Below are 22,100 nucleotides of genomic sequence, written 5' to 3' on the forward strand. Positions count from 1 at the left end.
CTTGGTTTGTCCGGTGGCGCGTCAAACGCCCCAGCGCGGGATGTGGTGGCTGCCCATCGAAATACAGACGTTCTTGATCTCAGCAAACACCTCCAGACTGTACTCACCGCCCTCGCGCCCGGTGCCGGATGCTTTCACACCGCCAAATGGCTGACGCAGGTCGCGCACGTTCTGGCTGTTGACGAACACCATGCCCGCTTCGATACCGCGTGCCAGTCGGTGCACCTTGCCTACATCCTGCGTCCAGATATACGAAGCCAAGCCATACTCCACGTCATTGGCGAGCTTCAGGCCATCGGCCTCGTCCTTGAACGGGATCAGGCAGGCCACGGGGCCAAAGATTTCTTCCTGGGCCACGCGCATGCGGTTGTCGACATTGGCCAGCACCGTCGGCGCGACAAAGTTGCCGTTCTTCAAATGCTCCGACAGGCCTTCAGGCTTATCCGGGCCACCGGCCAGAATCCTGGCACCTTCCTGCTCGCCCAGGCGGATGTAGCCCGTGACCTTCTCCCAGTGCGCGCGCGTGATCATCGAGCCGACGTTGGTCTTCTCATCCGCCGGATCACCCACCACAAGTCGCTTGGCACGCTCGGCAAACTTACGCACGAAATCGTCATACACACTCTCCTGCACGAAGATGCGCGAGCCGGCCGTGCAGCGCTCGCCGTTGATCGAGAAGATGGTGAAGAGCGATGCGTCCAGCGCACGGTCCAAGTCGGCATCGTCAAAGATCAGCACCGGCGATTTGCCGCCCAGTTCCATCGAGAACTTCTTCAGACCGGCACGTTCCATGATGCGCTTGCCGGTCGCCGTGCCGCCGGTGAACGACACCACGCGCACGTCGGGATGGCGCACCAGTGCATCACCAGCCGTGGCGCCGTAGCCCTGCACAACGTTCAGCACACCCGGCGGAATGCCAGCCTCCAGCGCCAGTCGACCAAGCTGGTCGGCCGTCAGCGGCGACAGCTCCGACATCTTCAGCACCGCCGTATTGCCGAGTGCCAGACACGGCGCGACCTTCCAGGTCGCCGTCATGAACGGCACGTTCCACGGCGAGATCAGCGCGCACACACCCACCGGCTGATACAGCGTGTAGTTCAGCATCTGATCGTCAACCGGATACGTGCGGCCGTTGATCTGCGTGCATACCTCGGCGAAGAAATGGAAGTTCTCCGATGCGCGCGGAATGAGTTGCTTGCTCGTCTGTGCGATCGGCAGACCGGTGTCCATCGTCTCCAGTGCAGCCAGATGCGGCACGTGCTGCTCGATCAGTTCGCCCAGACGGCGCATCAGCTTGGCGCGCTGCTTGGCCGGCGTGTTGGCCCAGGCGGGGAATGCCGCCTTGGCTGCGGCCACCGCCGCGTTGATCTCTGCCTCGCCGCCCGAGGCCACCTCTGCAATCGCCTCACCCGTCGCCGGGTTGGTGGTGATGAAACGCTCAGCGCTGTCGACCTGACGGCCGTCGATCCAGTGCTTGACGGGGTCCATGCTCACGGGATGCATGCGGGCTCCTTGCTCGGTTGTTCTGCGGCGATGGTGCTGACCAATCGCCCGATACCTTCGATTTCGGTGACGACCTCGTCGCCGGGTTGTGTGTCGGCCAAACCCTCTGGCGTGCCGGTCAGGATCATGTCGCCGGCGCTCAGCGTCATGAAACTGGAGAACCATGCGATGAGCGCCGGGATGTCGAAGATCATGTCGCGCGTGCTGCCTTCTTGCGTGACACGGCCGTTGACAGTGGTGCGTAGCGCGAGATTCATCGGGTCGGGCACGTCATCACGATCCACCAGCCACGGGCCGATGGGCGTACACGTGTCGCGGCTCTTCACGCGCAGGTTTGGGCGGTAGTAGTTCTCAAGGTAATCGCGGATGGCATAGTCATTGGCCACCGTATAACCGGCGACGACCTCGTAGGCGCGTTCACGCGGCACGTTGCGCGCGGTCTTGCCAATCACCACCACCAGCTCGCACTCGTAATGCATGAAAGCCACACCGGTCGGGCGCACTGTATGAGCACGATGGCCGATCAGCGTGTTCGGCCCCTTCAGGAAGGCAAGCGGTTCTTCGGGAGCCTTGAAGGCGAGTTCCTTGGCGTGGTCGGCATAGTTCAAACCCAACGCGAAGATCGTGCGTGGCACGACCGGTGGCAGCCAGACGACTTCCGTTTCGTGCAGCACGCGGCCATCGGCCAACTGCAGGTGAGTGTCGTCGCCGGGCACGGCGGTGGCTTGATGGATCGCGCCGTCGTAGGCAATGCGTGCGCGCTTCATTGCGAGGCCTCCTGCGTGTGGCGAGCCAAGCGGGTCGTCAGTGTGCCGATGTGGGCGATGTCGACGTCGACGCGGTCGTCGGCACGCGCCAGCGGTGGGTTCTCGGGCATGCCGACAAGCAGTACGTCACCGGCTTCAAGCGTCATGAAGGCGCTCACATCGGCCAGCAGTTGCGCAACCGGGCGCACCAGCGTTGCGGTGGAAGCGCGCTGCTTGATCTCGCCGTTGATACGCACGGTAATCTCGAGTGCGCCTGCGTCGGGCACATCGCTTCGATCCACCACCCATGGGCCGATCGGACAAAAGCCGTCGCGGCACTTGTGGCGGATCGCCGGGCGGTAGTAGCTGGCATGCGGCACCGTCAGGTCATTGACGATGGTGTAGCCGGCAATGCATTCATCGGCCTGGGCGACGCTCACGCGTGTCGCGGTGCGGCCAATCACTACACCCAGGCAAGCGCCCACCCAGACCGCATCAACGTCGGCCGGCAAAGCAACATCACGGTCATGGCCGACATGCGTGTTGGCCGGCTTGATATACAGGATGGGTGCCTTGGGTGGCGCCTGGTACGGCGGTGCGGAAAGCGCATCGCCCAGCATCTCCAGCTCGCCACGGTAATTCAGCAATGCACCGACGACCGTGCCATCAACGGGCGGCAGCCAGCGCTGCGCTTCGCCAGCTTCCGCATCCCCAGGCGCCGCCGCCCAAGCGATGTCGCACGCCTGGCCATCTGGCGATACCACTCTGCCTCGCCACATCCATGTCTCCTTGGCTTTGGAGCAGCATCCATGCTGCTCTTTTAATTAACATGTTAATCATCTAGCCAGATGACGGCTCTGTCAAGTCGGGAAACACTGGAACTTCGGCAATGAAAAAGCCGGTCACACAGACCGGCTTTTTCAGAACGGTGGACGTGTGTCCACCAGGCGGGCATATCGGACGCGCCGATGCCTGCAGAGGCAATCGACCACGCTCAAGCCACGGCGACGTGCACGCGCTTGACCACGACCGGTTGCGGCAAATCAGTCAACCCTTGAGATCGCTGCACGCCGTCGGCGATGAGCACGCGCGCGGCATCCTGGATCCGATCCTGGCCGGCCTCAAAGGCCGCTTGAAGCGACAACACCTGATCACCTTCCAGGCCTTCCCACAGGGCCTCGCGTGTTGCCACGCAAGTCACCTTTTCGCCGTCGACCAACGCGTCGAACAGCAGGCCTTCGTTGTTGATGTCGTACGCCTCTTTCTTTTCGAACTTGATTTCCATCGTCAAAGCCCTCCGATTGCAATGGACAACAACGCACACGCTGTTGCGTGGAAACCGTGCGGGGGGGCCGGCACGATTCCGTCAAACAATGTGTCTGACCGCGAGATTCATTTTAACCATAGCTTGCGCTACGCGTGCGAGTGGCATCGCCAAAGCCAGAGAACCCGAACCAAGGCTCTAGCTCGCCATCCCAGGCTGCGTCAGGGCCCGCACGCCCACCGCCATAGTTATGCTTTTTTGTCAGGACCGCGAGCGCCACCCGACTAAGCAAAGCGGGAGCCACACGCAAAGCCCGTGCCGACATGCAGGCAAGGAGACCATCATGCGCATCCAACCATACCGTTTGCGACACTTTCATGTCAGCGCGACACTGACATTGCTTGCACTGACAAGCGCTTCGTTCCGCGTGCAGGCCGCCGATTGCGCGGCGCTGCACGTTCAGAGCCCGCCGCACACCGTGGCGGTTGTTGAACTCTATACATCCGAAGGTTGTAATAGTTGCCCACCGGCAGACCGCTGGTTGAGCCGCACGCCAGTCGATACGCAACACTGGATTCCGCTTGCGCTGCATGTCGACTACTGGGACAGCCTCGGCTGGAAAGACACCTTCGGCCGCGCGGCCTTCTCAGCACGGCAGCGTGCATTGGGGGATGCCGCAAATACCTCCACGATTTACACGCCGGAAGTGTTCGTCTCCGGCCACGAGCTGCGCCGCTGGGCAGATCACGCCGATTTTTCACGGGCGATTGCAGCGCGCAACGCGTTACCTGCCACAGCGGATATCGCGCTCGACGCCACCACCGCAAACGCGCCGCGCACCACGTTACAGGCCCGCGCGCGATTCACGCTGCGGCCAAATGCCGCCGGTGCCAGCCCAGCCATCGCGTGGATCGCTTTGACACAAAACAATCTGGTAAGCCACCCGAGCGGCGGCGAGAACGGCGGTGTGGAGCTACGCCACGACCATGTCGTAAGGGAATGGATCGGCCCGATCCGGTTGACTGGCGCGAGTACGCAATGGCAGGGCGAGATTCCCCTGCCCGCCAACGCGCACCCGGCCGATGTGAGTTTGGCCGCATTCGTTGAGCGGCCGCGCGACGCGGAGATCCTGCAAGCGGTCTCCGCGCCGCTATGCCATTAGGCGACTAGGCGATCAGCGCGCCGTTTCCGAAGCCGGGATGGCACCTTGCTGCGGCGTATGCAGCAGCGAACGGCGGCGCGCATAGCCGAAGTACACCAGCAGGCCGATCACCACCCAAACCGCGAAAGCGATCCAGGTGACGGCCTGCAGATGGCTCATCAGGAACAGGCACATACCGATGGCCAGCAGCGGCACCACCGGCACGCCCGGGCAGCGGAAACCGCGATGCAGATCGGGACGCGTGCGGCGCAGGACCAGCACCGCGACCGCAATCAGCGAGAACGCTGCCAGCGTGCCGATGTTGATCAGCTCGGCCAGCACGTTCAGCGGCACGAACGCGGCGATCACGGCAAACACGATGCCGACCACCCACGTGTTCAGGAACGGCGTCGCGTAGCGCGGATGGATGTGCGACAGGCGCTTGGGCAGCAGGCCGTCACGCGACATGGCGAAGATGATGCGGGTCTGGCCATACGCCATCACCAGGATCACCGTGGTCATGCCGATGATGGCGCCCAGATCCACAAACCCAGCCACCCAGCTCTCACCCGCCATCTGCAGCGCAAGCGACACGGGGTGATCAACACCGGCGAACTTCGAGAACGGCACGATGCCGGTCATGATCGCGGCCACCACCACGTAGAGGATGGTGCAGACCGCCAGCGAGCCAATGATGCCGATCGGCAGGTCGCGCTTGGGGTTGCGTACCTCTTCCGCCGCAGAGGTGACTGCGTCGAAGCCGATGAAGGCGAAGAACACGATGGCTGCGGCACCAAACACGCCCTCCATGCCAAACGGCATGAACGGCTGCCAGTTGGCCGGCTGCACGTGGCGCACGCCCACGAAGATGAACAGCAGCACCACCGTCACCTTGATCACCACCATGATGTTGTTGGCACGCGCCGATTCCCGCACGCCAAACGACAGCACCGTGGTGATGAGCAGCATGATCACCAGTGCCGGCAGGTTGAACAGCGTCTGCACGCCCGGGATTGCACCCGGCGCAGCCGTGAGTGCCACCGGCAAGTGCAGGCCGAAGCCCGACAGGAGCGATTGGAAGTAGCCGGACCAGCCCACCGACACGGCGGAAGTCGCCAGGCCATATTCGAGCATCAAGTCCCAGCCGATGATCCAGGCGACTAGCTCACCCATCGTGGCGTAGGCATAGGTATAGATCGAGCCGGATACGGGAATGGTCGAGGCGAACTCGGCGTAGCACAGTGCGGCAAATCCGCAAGCCAGCGCGGCAACGATGAACGACAACGTGAGTGCGGGGCCGGCGGTCAGCGCGCCCGTGCCCGTGAGCACGAAGATGCCGGTGCCGATGATGGCGCCGACGCCCAGGAAGGTCAGGTCCATGGGCCCGAGGACTTTCTTCAGGCCAGTATCGCTGTGGCCCGTGCGGATCATGTGATCCACGTTTTTGGTACGAAACAAACTCATTGACTGCGTCTCCTGTCTGCGTGCCTCCGTGGGTACGGATGCACTGTCGCGCACGTGTGGCGCGCGGCGGCGGATTTTTGCAAAAAGCGGGCATTTTACCCGGTGACGATGCCCGCCCTTCCACATCGCCGTAGTGCAGACAAGAAAATAGGACAATTCGCATCCGATTGTCGTGAGTCACAACACCTCACAACAATTTCGGTTCACTCGACGGTGTCGGCGTCTTCTGTGAACAGCGTCTGTTGGCGCGCGTGCGCATCGGACTCATACAAGCGCACGCCCACGCCCAGCAAGCGCACTGGAATCCGCCGCCGCTCGAAGCCCTGCGTGAGCAACTTCGAGAACACAGGCAACGACACCTTCGGGTGGATGCACTCGACCGTCGTGCCGCGAAAATCCGCGAAGCGCAGCTTGACGTAGGTCTTGTGGATCATGTCCGCAGCGCGGGCACGCTCAACGCGCGCGGCAAGCTGCTCGACAAGGAGGATCAGCTCGCGCTGGCAATCGTCTAGCGTGCGCAGGTCTGTGGCGTAGGTCTCTTCCACGCTGACGGATTTGCGGATCTGCGAGGGTTGCACCTGCCGGTGGTCGATGCCGCGGCAGAGGTCGTGCAACCGGAAACCGAAGACGCCGAAATGCTGTTGCAACCGATCGGTGCCCCAGCTGCGCAGGTCACCGCAGGTTTCAGCGCCCAACCGGCGCAGCTTGGCAGCCGTCACCTTGCCCACGCCAAACAGGCGCTCCACGGGCAGCTCGGCCACAAACGCATCCACCTGCTCCGGCCGCACCACAAACAGGCCGTCGGGCTTCTTCCAATCGCTGGCGATCTTGGCGATGAACTTGTTGGGTGCCACCCCGGCTGACACGGTGATACCGATCTCTTCGCGCACGCGGCGGCGGATGTCCTCGGCGATGCGGGTACCGCTGCCGGCGAGCATCGGGCTATCGCTCACATCGAGGTACGCCTCGTCTAGCGAGAGCGGCTCCACCAGCGGCGTATAGCTGTGATAGATGGCGAAGATCTGGCGCGCGACCTGGCGATACTTGTCCATGGACGGCGGCACGATCAGCAGCTCCGGGCAGCGCTTGACGGCCTGCGACATAGGCATCGCCGAGTGGATGCCGAACTTGCGCGCTTCGTAGTTGCAGGTGGCCACCACGCCGCGCCGCTCGGGACGCCCGCCTACGGCCAGCGGCTTGCCGACCAGGCGCGGGTCATCGCGCATCTCGATGGCGGCGTAGAAGCAATCGCAGTCGCAGTGGATGATCTTTCGCACGGCAGAGGGCCGCAGAAACCCGCGTCAGAGTCGGGCTTGCACGTTCAGGAGGAACGCAAGCGTACCAGCTTCCGCCAAGCGCGCACGCAGCGGCGCGCAACAATGCATTTCGCCGATACCGCAGCGCAGCATCGGCGAATGGTGAGACGGGAAAAGCGGCTTAACGGTTGATGTCGCGGGCCACGGCGCCGAGTTCGTCGTTCAGCGCGTGCTGCTCGTCGCCAGACAGGCCGCCGTTGTGCTGGCTGGCCATGTCGTTGGTTTCCTGGCGGATGCGGCGCAGGCGGTCACGCAGGCCATCGCCACGGTACGGATCGATGTAGCCCTGCGACTGGCGCACGTCAACGCGGTGGAATTCCTCAGCGAGACGGCCCTGCACCTGGTCAAAGCGGGCACGCGGATCAACCGGTGCCGGCGCAGGCGCCGGAGCGGGCTCGCGCACCACTACCGTGCGAGTTTGCTGCGGCGGGGCCACCACACAGCCGGCCACGGAGGCCGCCAGCACAGCACACAGAGTCAGACGCGGAAGAATCGACATGATTGGGCTCGTATTGTCGTTGTAGAAACGCGCAAGTCGCGCGGGGACTGGCGCTATCTTACGAACCACTTTACGCAAAGCTGTGACGATTGGTAACAGCGCATTACATGCGCAACACCTCGGGCGGCTCGACCGGCGGCGGGGGTTCATCGGGCGACGGCAAGTCAGGAGGGATTCCCGGCGGCGATGGCTCGTCAGGGGGTGGAACAGTGTGTGCGGGATGCGCGCAATTGACGGACCGATCGGCGGACATGGTTTCCCTCCGGGCAAAACGCATTGACAATCTAGTACGCGAACCCGATGCCAACAAGTCACCCTCCCATGCACGACCTGCCCACCGCACGCTTCCAGGACCGCACGCTGATCCGCATTGGCGACGTTGACGACGCAAGCGCGGAAGGTTCGATGCTGCTGCTCGCACCGGAGGCCGGCGGCCGGCTCGTGCGCTGGCGGCATCTCGGTGAAGAGATTCTGTTCTGGCCTGAACCTGCAGACTGGTCCAGCCCGGCCAAGGTGCGCGGCGGCAATCCGCTGCTGTTTCCCTTCATCGGTCGGCACTTTGTAGACGACGAGATCGGCCGGTGGCGCGACGCACGCGGGCACATTCACGCCCTTCCGCAACACGGCTTTGCACGCGACCTGCCATTTGAGGTGGAAGACGCGAGCGACACGCACGTCGTCATGCTGCTGCGTGACAGCCCGCGAACGCGCGACGGCTATCCGTTCGCGTTCGAATTTCGCGTCACGTATCGGCTGTTGATTGACGGGCTGGAAGCGACTTTCTCGGTCAAGCACCTCGACGACGGCGACTCGCATGCGCCGATGCCGTTCTATGCCGGCCATCATTTCTACCTGGCACTGCCGCACGCGTTGCGCAGCACGGCTAAGCTGCTGATGCCGCCATCGCGACTCTCGCGCCAGTTGGCCGATGGCAGCCTCGATACGCCGGAACCCGGACGGCCAACCTACCGGCTCGACGACCCGGCGCTGCAGGACCGCTATCACCTGCTGGATGACGCCGGCGCGGCCACGCTCGTCATTCCGCCGTACGCAGGCGCACCGCTTGGCCGCCGCATCCGCATCGAGGTCGATGGCGCACCGGTACCCTGGCACGCCATCACCACCTGGACGGAAAACGCCACGTCCGACTTCTACTGCGTCGAGCCCTGGATGGGCCTGCCCAACGCGATCCACCACGGCGAGGGCCTGCACCTGCTCGCCCCCGGCGAAACACGCCAGGCAACCTGCCGCCTGCGAATCACGCGCTAGCTAACACGCTCAGGCCTTCTCGTACGCCTGCACCGCATCCATGACGCGTGCCGAGTACACCAGCGCAGCGCCGGCATTGAGCGAAATCGCCACGCTCAGCGCATCGGCAATCTCTTCATGCGTGGCGCCGTGCTTGAGCGCTTCAGCAGTGTGCACGGTGATACAGCCATCGCAACGCGTCGTCACCGCCACAGCCAGGGCAATCAGTTCACGCGTCTTGGCATCCAGGCTGCCGGTCTTTGCGCCCGACAGCGTCTGATAGCCGTTGACCGTATCCGGCGTGATCTTGCCGATCTCGCCAATGCGCCCCAGCAGTTCCTTCCGATACTCAACCCAGTTCAGCATGATGTGCTCCCGGTGGTGTGGCACTGGCCCGATGCCCGCGCCGTTGGAAAGAGTATTGTCTATATAGGCGATCCGTTGAATACTCGATTCAACCAATTTCTATCGAGATCGTCTCAATGGATCCACTCAGCCAATTCATCCGGTTGACCCGCCCGCAGGCCAGCCTGGATCTGCGCTGCATGTTTCAGGGCCCGTTCTCGATCCCGCACGACCTCGAGCCAGATGGTCAGGCGCTGTTCCACCTCGTGCTGTCCGGCACGTGCCTGGTGGAAACGGACGGCCGCACACTCACCTTGCGCGAAGGCGATTTCATCCTCTTCCCACGCGGTCACGCCCACACCATTCATGACCCAGCCAGCAGCGCCGACACACCCGCTCGCAAACCGCGCGCCTCACACGACGGCATGCTCCCGCTGCGCCAGACCGGCCGCGGCGCTGCCGAGGTCGACCTGCTCTGCGGCCGCTTTGTGCACGAACCTGGATCGACCACGCTGCTGGTGCGCACGCTGCCCGACCCGCTGCACGTGTCCTTGAGTGATAGTGCTTCGTTTCCAGCGCTGCAAGCCGTCATTGACATGATGCGCAGCGAGGCCGAAACGCGGGCCCCGGGTGCATTGGCGATCGTCACATCGTTGAGTCAGGCGCTGCTGACACTGGCCCTACGCGTATACGGTCAGCGCGAGAATGCCGGCCCCGGCACGCTGACACTGCTATCGGATACGCGTCTCGGCCCGTCGGTACGGGCCATGCTCAACACGCCCGAACGTGCATGGACGATCGATGCACTCGCTGATCTGGCCGCCATGTCACGTGCCACCTACGCACGTCACTTCAAAGCACGCGCCGACATGACGGTGTGGGATTTCCTCACGCGAGTGCGCATGACGCTCGCGTGCGACATGTTGATTCACACGCGACTCAACGCAGGGGAAATCGGCGCGCGCGTCGGTTACCAATCCGAAGCGGCTTTCGGCAAGGCGTTCAAGCAGCAATTGGGGATGACGCCCGCGCAATATCGGCGGGCGGTGACAGAACAACGCAAGACGGCGTCAGACTGAGGGAGATGGGTCAATCAGCGTCGCTCGGAACCTTGTCAGCAAGCGGACTCGGATTGCCCCAACCATTTTCGAACAGCAATTCATGGAGCGGTTGCCGGGCTGCCCATCGCTGCTGTTCAAGCATCGGCTGATCGTAGAACTGGTCGACCTGGCCAAGGCACAGCACCGCCACCGGCTTGGCACCGGGCGGCAGCAAGAGCAGTTGACCAAGCTGTTCAGGATCGAACAGCGAGACCCATCCCATACCGATCCCTTCTGCCCTGGCGGCCAACCACAGGTTTTGAATGGCACAGGCGACCGATGCCAGATCCATCTCCGGCAACGTGCGTCGGCCGAAGACATGTTGTTCGCGCCCATCCATCAGCGCCGCCACCAAGACCTCTCCGCACTCCAGGATGCCTTCGACCTTGAGTCGCATGAAATCATCCTGCCGCTCGCCCAGCGCAACGGCCGTCCGCTGACGCTCGGCCTCGACCAGCGCATGCACACGCTCTCGCACTGTTCGATCAGTGATATGGATGAAACGCCATGGCTGCATGAAGCCGACGCTGGGGCCGAGATGCGCAGCCTGCAGCAATCGTGTCAGGAGAGCCGCATCGAGCGGACCCGGTCGAAAGTGACGCATATCGCGTCGTTCGCGGATAACGCGATAGACGGCATCGACCTCAACATCGCTATACCGGAATTGGCTCATGGCTCGAACAGCAACTGACACGCGCGCATGGATCTGCGCGCAGAAAACAAAAAGGACTTACGGCTCATCACCGTAAGTCCTTCGATATTTCTGGTCGGGGCGAGAGGATTTGAACCTCCGACCACCTGCACCCCATGCAGGTACGCTACCAGGCTGCGCTACGCCCCGAACAAGCATGAAAGTATAACAGAGCCGCAGCGCAGATGACTAGTGGGTACCGAGTGCGCTTACGGTTTATCGCTGCGCAGAATCTCCAGCACCGACTGCAGCGCACGCCGCAAGCCCGGCACATCGACGGGGCCACTTTCAGCGGCTGGCACCGGCGCCACGGCCACTACTTGCGGAACCTCGACTTCCTCTACCGGCGCGGCACTCGCACCATGTCGCAACTCATCGAGCCGATTGCGCGCGCCGTTGATCGTGAAGCCCTGCTCGTACAGCAGTTCGCGAATACGCCGAATCAGCAGCACTTCATGATGCTGATAGTAGCGGCGATTGCCACGCCGCTTGACCGGCTTGAGTTGTGTGAACTCCTGCTCCCAATAGCGCAGCACGTGCGGTTTGACAGCGCACAAGTCGCTCACCTCACCGATGGTGAAGTAGCGCTTGGCAGGAATCGGCGGCAGGTTAACCCGCTCCGTATGCTTATCGGCGGCCATAAAGGGCTGGCGAAAGAAACAGAATGAACGGAAGAATTACGCAGCACTCACAGGCAGCGGCTCGACGCGCTCTTCAACGAGCGCCTTGAGCTTCTGGCTGGCGTGGAACGTGACGACGCGGCGCGCCGTGATAGGGATGATCTCCCCAGTCTTCGGGTTACGACCCGGACGCTGCGGCTTGTCGCGCAGCTGAAAGTTACCGAAGCCGGACAGCTTGACACTGTCACCCTGCTCGAGCGCCTCGCGAATCACGTCGAAGAATGCTTCGACCATGTCCTTCGACTCACGCTTGTTCAGGCCAACCTGCTCGAACAGCATCTCGGCAAGCTCGGCCTTCGTGAGCGTCGGCACATCTTGCCCCCGCGCATCACGCGCGTCGGCCAGTGCTGACGAAGAAGAACCGAGCGAGTCGTCCAAGGATGCTGCCAACGCGGGCGCGTGTTGATCGTTCATAGGATTCGCATGGGCGTTTCGATCCGAATGCGGAGGTTCGTTCGAGCTGTCTCTAGCGCAGTGCTGACGTCGCTTAAGACGTCAGGCGCGCAGGCGCGCGCCGAATGCATCGCCGGCCGCTCGAATCAGTTGCTGTGTGGCGGCCTCGACAATGTCGTCCTGGAGGGTGCTGTCAGTATCTTGCAACGTAATTCTGAAGGCAAGGCTTTTCTCCTGCGCCCCAATGGCAGCCGTGGCGGCCTTCGGACGGAATTCGTCGAACAGCACAACGCCTTGCAGATAGCGCTGCCACGGGGTACCGACGGCCGTTTTCTCGAACGTATCCACCAGATCCTGCACCGCCACGTCCTGGCGCACGACCAGCGCGATATCCCGCGTCACGGCCGGCACGCGCGGCACTTCACGATACTTCGGCAGACCGATGGCGGTGATGGCGTCGAGCTCGAGCTCCCACACGATCGGTGCCGTCGGCAGGTCATACTTTTGCAGCCAACGCGGATGCAGCTCACCGATCCAGCCGATTGCGCGGCCATCTAGCACCACACGTGCGGAGCGGCCCGGGTGCAGCGCCGGATGCTCGACGCGTTCGAAACGCGCCTGCAGCGGCCACAGCAGCGATTCCACATCGCCCTTCACGTCGAAGAAATCGACGGCACGCGTCTGCACGCCCCACTGTTCTTCCTTGGCCGGGCCATAGGCAATGCCACCGGCCATCATCGGTTGCGCATAGCCGGCAACGGACAGGCCGCCATCCGCCACACTCGCATCGCGATGGAACACGCGGCCCACCTCGAACATGCGCACGCGCGAAGCCTTGCGGTTCAGGTTGTAGCGCACCTTGTCGAGCAGACCACCGATGAGCGTGCTGCGCATCACCGAGTACTGGCTGGCAATCGGGTTCAGCAGCGGAATCGGGTTGGTATTGCCGGCAAAATCGGCTTCCCATTCGGTCTCGACGAAGGCGAAATTGACGACCTCGTGATAGTCACGCGCGGCCACGGCATGGCGCACGTCGTGCATCGTGCGGCGTGCCTCGTCGGTCGGGCGCATGGCGCTCTCGGCCACCGGTGGCTTGGCAGGGATCTGCTCGAAACCGTAGATGCGGGCGACTTCTTCGATCAGATCTTCCTCGATCTCGAGATCGAATCGATACGACGGCGGCTCGACGGTGAACACATCGCCTTCCACGTTGAACGTGAGGCCGAGTCGCTTGAACACATCCGCCACGACTTCGTGCGACAGCGGAATGCCGAGCACGCGCGCGGCGCGTGCCACACGCATGCGCACCGGCTCGCGCTTGGGCAGATTCACGATCTGATCATCGATCGGGCCAGCCTGGCCGCCGCAGATGTCGAGGATCAGCGCGCTGATGCGCTCGATGTGTTCAACGGTGGTCGCGTAATCAACGCCGCGCTCGAAGCGGTGGCCTGCGTCGGTCGAGAAGTTGTAGCGACGCGCGCGGCCCTGAATGGAGGCCGGCCACCAGAATGCGGCTTCGAGATAGATGTTCTGCGTGTCGAGCGTGACGGCGGTCTTGTCGCCGCCCATGATGCCGGCCAGGCTTTCGATGGCCTGCTCGTCCGAGATCACGCCGACCTTTTCGTCGACGGTGATGGTGTCGCCGTTCAGCAGCTTGAGTTCTTCGCCGGCCTTGCCCCAGCGGACCGTCAGGCCGCCGTGGATCTTTTCCAGATCGAACACGTGCGACGGACGACCCAGCTCCAGCATCACGTAATTGGAGATATCGACCAGTGCCGACACGCTGCGCATGCCCGCACGCTCGATGCGCGACACCATCCAGGCCGGCGTCTTCGCATGCGCGTTCACGCCGCGGATGATGCGGCCCGAGAAGCGGCCGCACAGGTCCGGCGCTTCCACCTTGACCGGCAACTTGTCAGCCAGCGTCACCGCCACCGGCGCCATCGACGGCAACGTGATCGGCGCGCCTGTCAGCGCGGACACTTCGCGTGCCACGCCATGGATCGACAGGCAGTCCGCCTTGTTGGGGGTGAGCTTGATCACGAAAATCTGGTCATCCAGATCGAGCACCTTGCGGATATCCGCACCCACCGGCGTGTCTTCCGGCAGGATCAGCAGGCCGCCGTGGTCTTCCGACAGCTTCAGCTCGCGCGCCGAGCACAGCATGCCGTAGCTCTCCACGCCGCGCAGCTTGCCGATCTTGATCTTGAACGGCTTGCCGTCTTCGCCCGGCGGCAGTTCGGCGCCCACCATCGCGCACGGCACTTTGATGCCCACCGACACGTTCGGCGCGCCGCAGACGATCTGCAGCAACTCGCCCGTACCCGCGTCGACCTTGCAAACGTTGAGGCGATCGGCGTCCGGGTGCTTGTTCACCTCGACCACATGGCCGACAACGATCTGCGAGAACGGCGGTGCGACGGGATCGACCTCTTCCACTTCGAGGCCAGCCATCGTCAAGCGATGGGACAACTCATCCGTGGTGATCGGCGGATTGACGAAACTGCGAAGCCAGGATTCCGGAAATTGCATGGCGCGACAGAAAAGAGAATTCGATTAACGGAGCGACGGGTGACCAGTGCGAGTGCAGCGCTTACGCGAACTGGCGCAGAAAACGCACATCGCCCTCGAAGAACAGGCGCAGATCGTTGATGCCATAGCGCAGCATCGTGAGGCGCTCCAGACCGGAGCCGAACGCAAAGCCGATGTAACGCTCCGGGTCCAGACCCATGTTGCGCACCACGGTCGGGTGCACTTGGCCGGAACCGGAAATCTCCAGCCATTTGCCGTTGCCGAAGGCCATGTCGATCTCGGCCGACGGCTCGGTGAACGGGAAGTACGACGGGCGGAAGCGCACCTGGATGTCATCGCGCTCAAAGAAGTTGCGCAGGAAGTCGGTGTAGACGCCCTTCAAGTCGGCAAAGCTGATGTTGTCGGCAATCCAGAGACCTTCGACCTGGTGGAACATCGGCGAGTGCGTGGCGTCGCTATCCACACGATACGTGCGGCCCGGGGCGATGACCTTGATCGGGGGAATACGGTCGAGGTGCTTGTACTTCTCGACGTGCATACGGGCGTAGCGCACCTGCATCGGGCTGGTGTGCGTGCGCAGCAGCAGGAGCTTGTCGTCGCTGTCGCGGCCGTCGATGTAGAAGGTGTCCTGCATCGAGCGCGCCGGATGGTTGTCCGGGTTGTTCAGCGCCGTGAAGTTCATCCAGTCGGATTCGATTTCGGGGCCGTCAGCCACATCGAAACCGATCGAACCGAAGATCTTGGCGACGCGCTCCCAGGTGTTCATCACCGGGTGCAGGCTGCCTTCGGCCACATCGCGGCCGGGCAGCGTCACGTCGATCGCCTCGGCCGCCAGGCGCGCGTTCATGAGCGCATCGGCCAGTGCCTGGCGGCGGGCGGTCAGGGCCTCTTCAACGCGGCTCTTAGCCTGGTTGATGCGCGCGCCTTCGGACTTGCGTGTCTCCGGGTCCAGCTTGCCCAGGCCTTTGAGCAAGTCGGTCAGCACGCCGGACTTGCCGAGAAAGCGCGCCTTCTCGTTTTCCAGCGAGGCGTTGTCCTCCACAGAGGCAAACGCGTTTTGGGCATCGACGACGACTTGATCCAGATCCAGTGACATGGGAAGGCGAGCGAAAAAAATTCGGGTGATTCGGAACTGCGGAATAAAAAACGGGGCTCGGTGAGAGCCCCGTCAGGGTGACTAGCCGGCAAGCGATTGGGCAATTCCAGTGGCCTGCCCGGCTAATCCAATCAGGCGACGTTGGCTTTCACCTGGTTCACGATGGCGGCAAATGCCACCTTGTCGTGAATGGCCATGTCCGACAGCACCTTGCGGTCCAGCTCGATGGACGCCTTCTTCAGGCCGTTCATGAACTTGCTGTAGGTCAGGCCGTGCTCGCGTGCGCCAGCGTTGATACGTGCAATCCAGAGTGCGCGGAACACGCGCTTCTTGTTGCGACGATCGCGGTAAGCGTACTGACCAGCACGCATGACCGCCTGCTTGGCGATGCGATAGACGTTATTGCGGCGGCCGCGGTAACCCTTGGCAGCGTTGATAACCTTCTTATGACGGGCCCGCGCTGTGACCCCACGTTTTACTCGAGGCATGAAATGCTCCTTTCGTAGTTAGTTAGGGTTAGGCGTACGGCATCATTGCGCGAACGGACTTCAGGTTCGTCTCATGGACGCCCTGGGTACCGCGCAGGTGACGCTTGTTCTTGGTGGTCTTCTTGGTCAGGATGTGACGCTTGAAGGCTTGGCCACGTTTGATCGTGCCACCAGGACGGGCAGTAAAGCGCTTGGAGGCGCTTTTCTTCGTCTTCATCTTCGGCATGGAACAACTCCGTTTTTGACATGAAGCCAGGTGGACGGCTGACGCCGACACTTGCAAGACCCGGACTCACTTGTTGTATCGCGGCAGACTTTGACGCCTGCCGCGTTTTCCGACGTTTCCGTCTGGAACCTACTCAGCGCAGCCGGAATCGTCCGGCCGCCGCTGCATTACTTCTTCTTCTTTGGTGCCAACATCATCACTGCCTGGCGACCTTCCATCTTCGGCATCTGCTCAACCTGACCGAACTCTTCCAAGTCAGTCTTGAGACGCTCCAGCATGCGCATGCCGAGTTCCTGGTGAGCCATTTCGCGGCCACGGAAACGCAGCGTGATCTTGGTACGATCCCCTTCTTCCAGGAAGCGCTTCAGATTGCGCAGCTTGACGTCATAGTCGCCATCGTCAGTACCAGGACGGAATTTGACTTCCTTCACCTGGATGACCTTCTGCTTCAGCTTGGCTTCGTGAGCCTTCTTCTGCTCCGAATACTTGAACTTGCCATAGTCCATCAGGCGGCAGACGGGCGGCTGCGCAGTCGGCGCGATCTCGACCAGGTCGACGTCTTTTTCTTCTGCCAGACGCAGTGCGTCGAACAGCTTGACGATGCCGAGCGCTTCTCCCTCAACCCCGGTCAGCCGGACTTCCGGTGCGCTGATCTCGCGGTTGATGCGGTGAGATTTCTCAGTAGCGATGTTGATGTCCTCAAAGATTCAAAAAAACAGGCCGTGCCCAGCTCATGACTTGTTGGCGAGATCGTTCTGCAGTCGCTCAACGAACGCCGACAGCGGCATGGAGCCTAGATCGACGTTGCCACGGGCACGCACGGCCACCTGATTTTCATCCCGTTCTTTGTCGCCCACCACAACCTGATAGGGGACCTTCTGGACGGAATGCTCGCGGATTTTATACCCAATCTTCTCATTCCGCAAATCGACGACCGCCCTAAATCCTTGTTTTTGCAGGGATTGCGCAACGGATTGTGCGTATTCGGCGTGCGAATCGGTGATGCTGAGCACCGCAATCTGCACCGGCGAAAGCCACGTCGGCAGCGCACCGGCGTATTGCTCGATCAAGATACCGATAAAGCGCTCCAGGCTGCCGACGATGGCTCGATGCAGCATGATCGGGCGGTGGCGCGCGCCGTCTTCGCCAACAAACTCGGCATCCAGGCGCTCCGGCAGGTTCGGGTCAACCTGAATCGTGCCGCACTGCCATTGGCGACCGAGTGCGTCTTTCAACACATATTCGATCTTCGGGCCGTAGAACGCACCCTCGCCCGGCAGGTACTCGAATTCGCAACCCGATGCACGCAGACCTTCGGCCAGCGCGGCTTCAGCCCGGTCCCAACTTTCTTCGGTGCCGATGCGCTTTTCCGGGCGCGTGGACAGCTTGTAGAGAATCTCGGTAAAGCCGAAATCCTTGTAGACCTTCTGTAGCAGCGTCGTGAACGCCGTCACCTCGGCCTGGATCATGCCTTCGGTACAGAAGATATGGCCGTCATCCTGCGTGAAACCGCGCACGCGCATGATGCCGTGCAGGCCACCCGAAGGCTCGTTGCGATGGCACGCGCCAAACTCGCCGAAGCGCAGCGGCAGATCACGGTAGCTCTTGATGCCTTGCTTGTAGATGAGAATGTGACCGGGGCAGTTCATCGGCTTGAGCGCGTATTCGCGCTTCTCCGATTCCGTGATGAACATGTTCTCGCGGTACTTGTCCCAGTGACCAGTCTTTTCCCACAGCGACTTGTCGAGAATCTGCGGCCCCTTCACTTCCTGGTAACCGTTCTCGCGGTAGACGCGGCGCATGTACTGCTCGATCTCCTGCCACAGCGTCCAGCCCTTGGGGTGCCAGAACACCATGCCAGGCGCAGTCTCATCGATGTGGAACAGGTCGAGCTCGCGGCCGAGCTTGCGGTGGTCGCGCTTCTCGGCCTCTTCCAGCATGTGCAGATAGGCTTCCTGGTCTTCTTTCTTGGCCCAGGCCGTGCCGTAGATGCGCTGGAGCATCTCGTTGTTGTGGTCGCCACGCCAGTAGGCGCCGGCCACCTTCATCAGCTTGAAGACCTTCAGCTTGCCCGTGGACGGCACGTGCGGGCCACGGCAGAGGTCAACGAAATTGCCTTCGCGGTAGAGCCCAATCTCTTGGTCTTCCGGAATGGAGGCGATGATCTCGGCCTTGTATTTCTCACCCATGCCCTGGAACAGCTTGACGGCGTCATCACGGTTCCAAACTTCGCGCGTGACCTTCTCATCTTTCTTGGCGAGCTCGGCCATCTTCTTTTCGATGGCGACGAGGTCTTCCGGCGTGAAGGGGCGCTTGTAGGCGAAGTCGTAGTAGAAGCCGTTGTCGATGACCGGGCCGATCGTGACCTGCGCCTCGGGATACAACTCCTTGACGGCGTAGGCCAGCAAGTGGGCCGTGGAGTGGCGGATCACGTCGACGCCGTCGGCGTCCTTGTCGGTGATGATGGCGAGCTTGGCGTCGCGGTCGATCGAGTGGCTCGTGTCGACCATCTGGCCGTCCACGCGGCCCGCCAGCGCAGCCTTGGCCAGACCTGCGCCGATGCTTTGCGCCACTTCAGCCACCGTCACCGGGCCGGGAAACTCACGCCGGGAACCGTCCGGCAACGTGATTGCGATCATGCTTGCTCCTGTGGAGTCGCCGTCGTGCGCTTCAGATGCGCCCGACGGCTGTCATTCTGTCGTGCGCCGCGCCGATCTGGCGTGGCAGGTTGTCGAATCCGATGCTTCGAAGCGTTTTCAGCTTGATCGCCACGCGTGACACGAAACTGCGGACGAAAAAAAACGCGGCCAAGGCCGCGTTTTCATTTGCGCCATCTACCGCTGGGGCAGACCGCAAAGGGCGAAAAACGCACCTTGACTACTGTCGCTCCGAAGCGGTTGTAGTTCGCGGTGCTCGAATCATATTCGCCTTGTTTTCAGTTGTACGGGACAAACCCGAGGGATGACGGCTTGGACATCCTACCCGACGCGTCCTGCAATATGCGTTGGTAGGCTCGATTGGACTCGAACCAACGACCCCCACCATGTCAAGGTGGTGCTCTAACCAGCTGAGCTACGAGCCTGCCGAAGAACAAGACTATACCGTCACTTCCTTCGGGCTGTCAATACCCCTTGCACTTCTTCTATCAAAGTCAGTGCACGTTGCAGTTGCGTCGCCTCCGCCACCTCGGCGGTGAACTGCATTTTGGCGACGCCCTTGCTCGACAGCGTGCGCACCCCGGTCACATTGATCTTCTCGCGCGAGAGGATTTCCGAGATGTCGCGCAGCAAGCCCTGGCGGTCCAGCGCCTCGACCTGAATGTCGATCGGATAGACCGAATCGCTGCGCTGGCCCCACTCCGTCTGGATCACCCGGCCCGGTGCGCGGGCGGCCAGTTGCTGGAACGTCGCACAGTTTTGCCGATGAATCGACACACCACGCCCACGCGTGACGAAACCGACGATCGGGTCTGGCGGCGCCGGCTTGCAGCAGCGCGACATCTGCGTGAGCAGCGAATCGACACCCACCACCAGCACGCCACTCTTCGCACCGCGCGCGACGCTGGTGGCTTTGCTCTTCTTGGTGATCGCTGCTTCATCGTCAACAGGTGCGGGCGGCGGTGCACCATCCGAGCGCAGCACGGCCTCGATGCGGCGCAGGCTCAATTCGTCCTTGGCGACCACCGCATAAAGATCATCCGGCGTCTTGTAGCCAAGCTTGGCCGCCAACTCTTCCAGGTTGACGGCGGTCTTGCCCTCGCGCTGCAACGTCTTGTCGATGAGCGCCCGGCCCTGCGCAAGCGTCTCCTCCAACTCCATCGCATTGAACCACGCGCGCACCTTGGTCCGCGCGCGGGGGCTGACCAGATAGTGCAGCTCGGTGTTCAGCCAGTCACGCGACGGACCGCCGTGCTTGACGGTCACGATCTCGACCGTCTGCCCGTTCTTCAGCGGCGTATTCAACGGCACCATCGTGCCATCGACGCGCGCGCCGCGGCAGCGGTGGCCGAGATCACTGTGCAGGTAGTAAGCGAAGTCGACCGGCGTTGCACCTTGCGGCAGCGCGATCACGCGTGCCTGCGGCGTCAGCACGTAGATGTGATCATCCAGCTCTGTGTGTTTGAGCTGCTCCCACGGAGAATCTTCATGCGCGACGGTGTGTTCGGCGTCGTCCTTCCAGGCGAGCAGCTGACGCAGCCAGGCAATCTTCTCGTCGTAGCGCTCGCTGGCGGAGAACTGGCCGGCGTAGCCCTTGCTGCCAGCTTCCTTGTAGCGCCAGTGGGCGGCCACCCCGTACTCGGCAAAGTGGTGCATCTCGCGCGTGCGGATCTGCACTTCCAGCGCACGCCCGTCGTCGCCGATCACCACCGTGTGCAGCGACATGTAGCCGTTGGCCTTCGGGCGCGAGATGTAGTCGTCGAACTCCTTCGGGATCGGCTGCCACATGTGGTGCACGAAACCGAGCACGGTGTAGCAATCCTTGATGTCGTCGACGATCACGCGGAAGGCCCGCACGTCGTACAGATCGGCAAAGTCGAGTTCCTTGCCGCGCATCTTCTTCCAGATGCTGTAGATGTGCTTGGGCCGGCCGCTCACCTCGGCCTGGATGCCGGCGTCATGCAGCGTCTTCTGCAGTTGCGCGATGGCCTCGCCGATGAACTTTTCGCGCTCGATGCGCTTTTCGTCGAGCAGGCGGGCGATGCGCTTGTAGGTGTCTGGGTCTTCAAAGCGGAAGCCGAGGTCTTCAAGCTCCCACTTGAGTTGCCAGATGCCCAGGCGGTTGGCCAGCGGCGCGTAGATATCGAGCGTCTCACGCGCCATGCCTTCGGGCGCGGGGCGCTTGCTTTGCGCCAGCCAGCGCAGCGATTGCAACCGCGACGCCAGCCGGATCAGCACCACGCGAATGTCCTGCGCAAATGCCAGCAGCATCTTGCGCAAAGCCTCGACCTGCGCGCGGCGCGCCTCAGCTTCGTTCTTGCGCGTGATGCTGGCATCCGTCGGGCTGACTAGGCCAGCAATCGCACCGATGCGCAGCAATTGCCGCACGTCGTGCACGAGCTTGACCACCTCGGCACCGAATGCGGGCTCGAGCGCCTTTTCGTTGTCCATCGCCAGCGTCGGCAGCAGGAACAACGCCGCCGCCTGCAACGATGGCGTATCGACACGCAGCCCTTCGAGGATGGCAATGGTGCCGCGTGCGTGCGACTCCAGCGACTCGCCAGTCAGCGTGACGTTGTCGCCGGCATTGGCCGCGAGGTATTCGATCGCCCTAGCGACCTGCTCTGCCGCGAGTGTTGCCAACTTGCCGGCCCCCTCGGCCGGCCGGTCGGTCTTGTTCTCCATGATGCGTCCTGCTGTGACGCGACGGG

21 protein-coding genes and 2 tRNA genes are annotated in these 22,100 nt (G+C 62.4%); 3 read left to right on the forward strand and 20 right to left on the reverse strand.

The window, feature by feature from the left end; genetic code table 11:
• Positions 1-21: 21 nt before the first annotated feature.
• The 4 genes from hpaE to PI87_RS09635 form a co-directional block, all read right to left on the reverse strand.
• Positions 22-1,503 (reverse strand): 5-carboxymethyl-2-hydroxymuconate semialdehyde dehydrogenase, encoded by a 1,482-nt coding sequence (gene hpaE / locus PI87_RS09620; RefSeq protein WP_039597487.1) that lies wholly within the window; start codon positions 1,501-1,503, stop codon positions 22-24.
• A complete protein-coding gene (locus PI87_RS09625) occupies positions 1,491-2,270 on the reverse strand; it encodes a fumarylacetoacetate hydrolase family protein (RefSeq protein WP_039597488.1) in 780 nt (259 codons plus the stop codon). The genes hpaE and PI87_RS09625 overlap by 13 nt, the downstream gene beginning before the upstream one ends.
• Positions 2,267-3,028: a fumarylacetoacetate hydrolase family protein gene (locus tag PI87_RS09630; RefSeq protein ID WP_039597489.1), complete on the reverse strand. Its 762-nt coding sequence runs from the start codon at positions 3,026-3,028 to the stop codon at positions 2,267-2,269. The genes PI87_RS09625 and PI87_RS09630 overlap by 4 nt, the downstream gene beginning before the upstream one ends.
• Positions 3,029-3,243: 215 nt before the next feature.
• A complete protein-coding gene (locus PI87_RS09635; RefSeq protein WP_021194665.1) occupies positions 3,244-3,534 on the reverse strand; it encodes a DUF1488 domain-containing protein in 291 nt (96 codons plus the stop codon).
• Between the two features lie 322 nt (positions 3,535-3,856).
• Here PI87_RS09635 and PI87_RS09640 point away from each other — a divergent pair, with 322 nt between their 5' ends.
• Entirely contained in the window at positions 3,857-4,675 is an 819-nt protein-coding gene (locus tag PI87_RS09640; protein ID WP_052321466.1) for a DUF1223 domain-containing protein, read from the forward strand.
• Between the two features lie 12 nt (positions 4,676-4,687).
• On the opposite strand, the gene PI87_RS09645 is transcribed toward PI87_RS09640, so the two are convergent.
• The 3 genes from PI87_RS09645 to PI87_RS09655 form a co-directional block, all read right to left on the reverse strand.
• Positions 4,688-6,118 carry an amino acid permease gene (locus tag PI87_RS09645; protein WP_039597490.1) on the reverse strand — a complete coding sequence of 477 codons (1,431 nt, stop codon included), beginning with the start codon at positions 6,116-6,118 and terminating at the stop codon, positions 4,688-4,690.
• Between the two features lie 203 nt (positions 6,119-6,321).
• Complete coding sequence (gene dinB, locus PI87_RS09650; RefSeq protein ID WP_039597491.1) at positions 6,322-7,410, reverse strand: DNA polymerase IV; 1,089 nt, start codon at positions 7,408-7,410, stop codon at positions 6,322-6,324.
• Between the two features lie 145 nt (positions 7,411-7,555).
• Complete coding sequence (locus PI87_RS09655; protein ID WP_039597492.1) at positions 7,556-7,933, reverse strand: hypothetical protein; 378 nt, start codon at positions 7,931-7,933, stop codon at positions 7,556-7,558.
• Between the two features lie 321 nt (positions 7,934-8,254).
• Between PI87_RS09655 and PI87_RS09660 the strand changes: the two genes are divergently transcribed.
• Entirely contained in the window at positions 8,255-9,202 is a 948-nt protein-coding gene (locus PI87_RS09660) for an aldose epimerase family protein (protein ID WP_039597493.1), read from the forward strand.
• A 9-nt stretch (positions 9,203-9,211) separates the two neighbouring features.
• Here the strand turns inward: PI87_RS09660 and PI87_RS09665 are convergent, their stop codons facing one another.
• Positions 9,212-9,547, reverse strand: a complete 336-nt coding sequence (locus PI87_RS09665; protein WP_039597494.1) for a carboxymuconolactone decarboxylase family protein — start codon at positions 9,545-9,547, stop codon at positions 9,212-9,214.
• Positions 9,548-9,663: 116 nt separating this feature from the next.
• Here PI87_RS09665 and PI87_RS09670 point away from each other — a divergent pair, with 116 nt between their 5' ends.
• The gene (locus tag PI87_RS09670) at positions 9,664-10,605 is read left to right on the forward strand and encodes a cupin domain-containing protein (RefSeq protein WP_039597495.1); all 942 of its coding nucleotides are present in this window, start codon (positions 9,664-9,666) and stop codon (positions 10,603-10,605) included.
• A 10-nt stretch (positions 10,606-10,615) separates the two neighbouring features.
• Here PI87_RS09670 and bluB read toward each other — a convergent pair whose 3' ends face one another.
• The 12 genes from bluB to PI87_RS09730 all read right to left on the reverse strand — a co-directional run bounded on the left by bluB (position 10,616) and on the right by PI87_RS09730 (position 22,074).
• Positions 10,616-11,299: a 5,6-dimethylbenzimidazole synthase gene (bluB, locus tag PI87_RS09675; protein ID WP_039597496.1), complete on the reverse strand. Its 684-nt coding sequence runs from the start codon at positions 11,297-11,299 to the stop codon at positions 10,616-10,618.
• A 91-nt stretch (positions 11,300-11,390) separates the two neighbouring features.
• Positions 11,391-11,467 (reverse strand) — tRNA-Pro (locus tag PI87_RS09680).
• Positions 11,468-11,526: 59 nt separating this feature from the next.
• Positions 11,527-11,958, reverse strand: coding sequence for a MerR family transcriptional regulator (locus PI87_RS09685; protein WP_039597497.1), 432 nt, complete (start codon positions 11,956-11,958; stop codon positions 11,527-11,529).
• 36 nt (positions 11,959-11,994) lie between these two features.
• Positions 11,995-12,411: an integration host factor subunit alpha gene (locus PI87_RS09690; RefSeq protein ID WP_039597498.1), complete on the reverse strand. Its 417-nt coding sequence runs from the start codon at positions 12,409-12,411 to the stop codon at positions 11,995-11,997.
• Between the two features lie 81 nt (positions 12,412-12,492).
• Positions 12,493-14,922, reverse strand: coding sequence for a phenylalanine--tRNA ligase subunit beta (pheT, locus tag PI87_RS09695; RefSeq protein WP_039597499.1), 2,430 nt, complete (start codon positions 14,920-14,922; stop codon positions 12,493-12,495).
• 61 nt (positions 14,923-14,983) lie between these two features.
• Positions 14,984-16,012 carry a phenylalanine--tRNA ligase subunit alpha gene (gene pheS / locus PI87_RS09700; RefSeq protein WP_192840335.1) on the reverse strand — a complete coding sequence of 343 codons (1,029 nt, stop codon included), beginning with the start codon at positions 16,010-16,012 and terminating at the stop codon, positions 14,984-14,986.
• A gap of 137 nt (positions 16,013-16,149) precedes the next feature.
• Positions 16,150-16,506: a 50S ribosomal protein L20 gene (gene rplT / locus PI87_RS09705; RefSeq protein WP_039597500.1), complete on the reverse strand. Its 357-nt coding sequence runs from the start codon at positions 16,504-16,506 to the stop codon at positions 16,150-16,152.
• Between the two features lie 28 nt (positions 16,507-16,534).
• Positions 16,535-16,732 (reverse strand): 50S ribosomal protein L35, encoded by a 198-nt coding sequence (gene rpmI / locus PI87_RS09710; RefSeq protein ID WP_039597501.1) that lies wholly within the window; start codon positions 16,730-16,732, stop codon positions 16,535-16,537.
• 167 nt (positions 16,733-16,899) lie between these two features.
• Positions 16,900-17,421 (reverse strand): translation initiation factor IF-3, encoded by a 522-nt coding sequence (gene infC / locus PI87_RS09715; RefSeq protein WP_442965463.1) that lies wholly within the window; start codon positions 17,419-17,421, stop codon positions 16,900-16,902.
• Between the two features lie 42 nt (positions 17,422-17,463).
• Entirely contained in the window at positions 17,464-19,371 is a 1,908-nt protein-coding gene (gene thrS, locus PI87_RS09720) for a threonine--tRNA ligase (protein ID WP_039597503.1), read from the reverse strand.
• Between the two features lie 366 nt (positions 19,372-19,737).
• Positions 19,738-19,814 (reverse strand) — tRNA-Val (locus PI87_RS09725).
• Between the two features lie 22 nt (positions 19,815-19,836).
• Complete coding sequence (locus PI87_RS09730; protein ID WP_039597504.1) at positions 19,837-22,074, reverse strand: RelA/SpoT family protein; 2,238 nt, start codon at positions 22,072-22,074, stop codon at positions 19,837-19,839.
• Positions 22,075-22,100: the final 26 nt, after the last annotated feature.

The organism is Ralstonia sp. A12 (assembly GCF_000801955.1).
Taxonomy (GTDB): Bacteria; Pseudomonadota; Gammaproteobacteria; order Burkholderiales; family Burkholderiaceae; genus Ralstonia.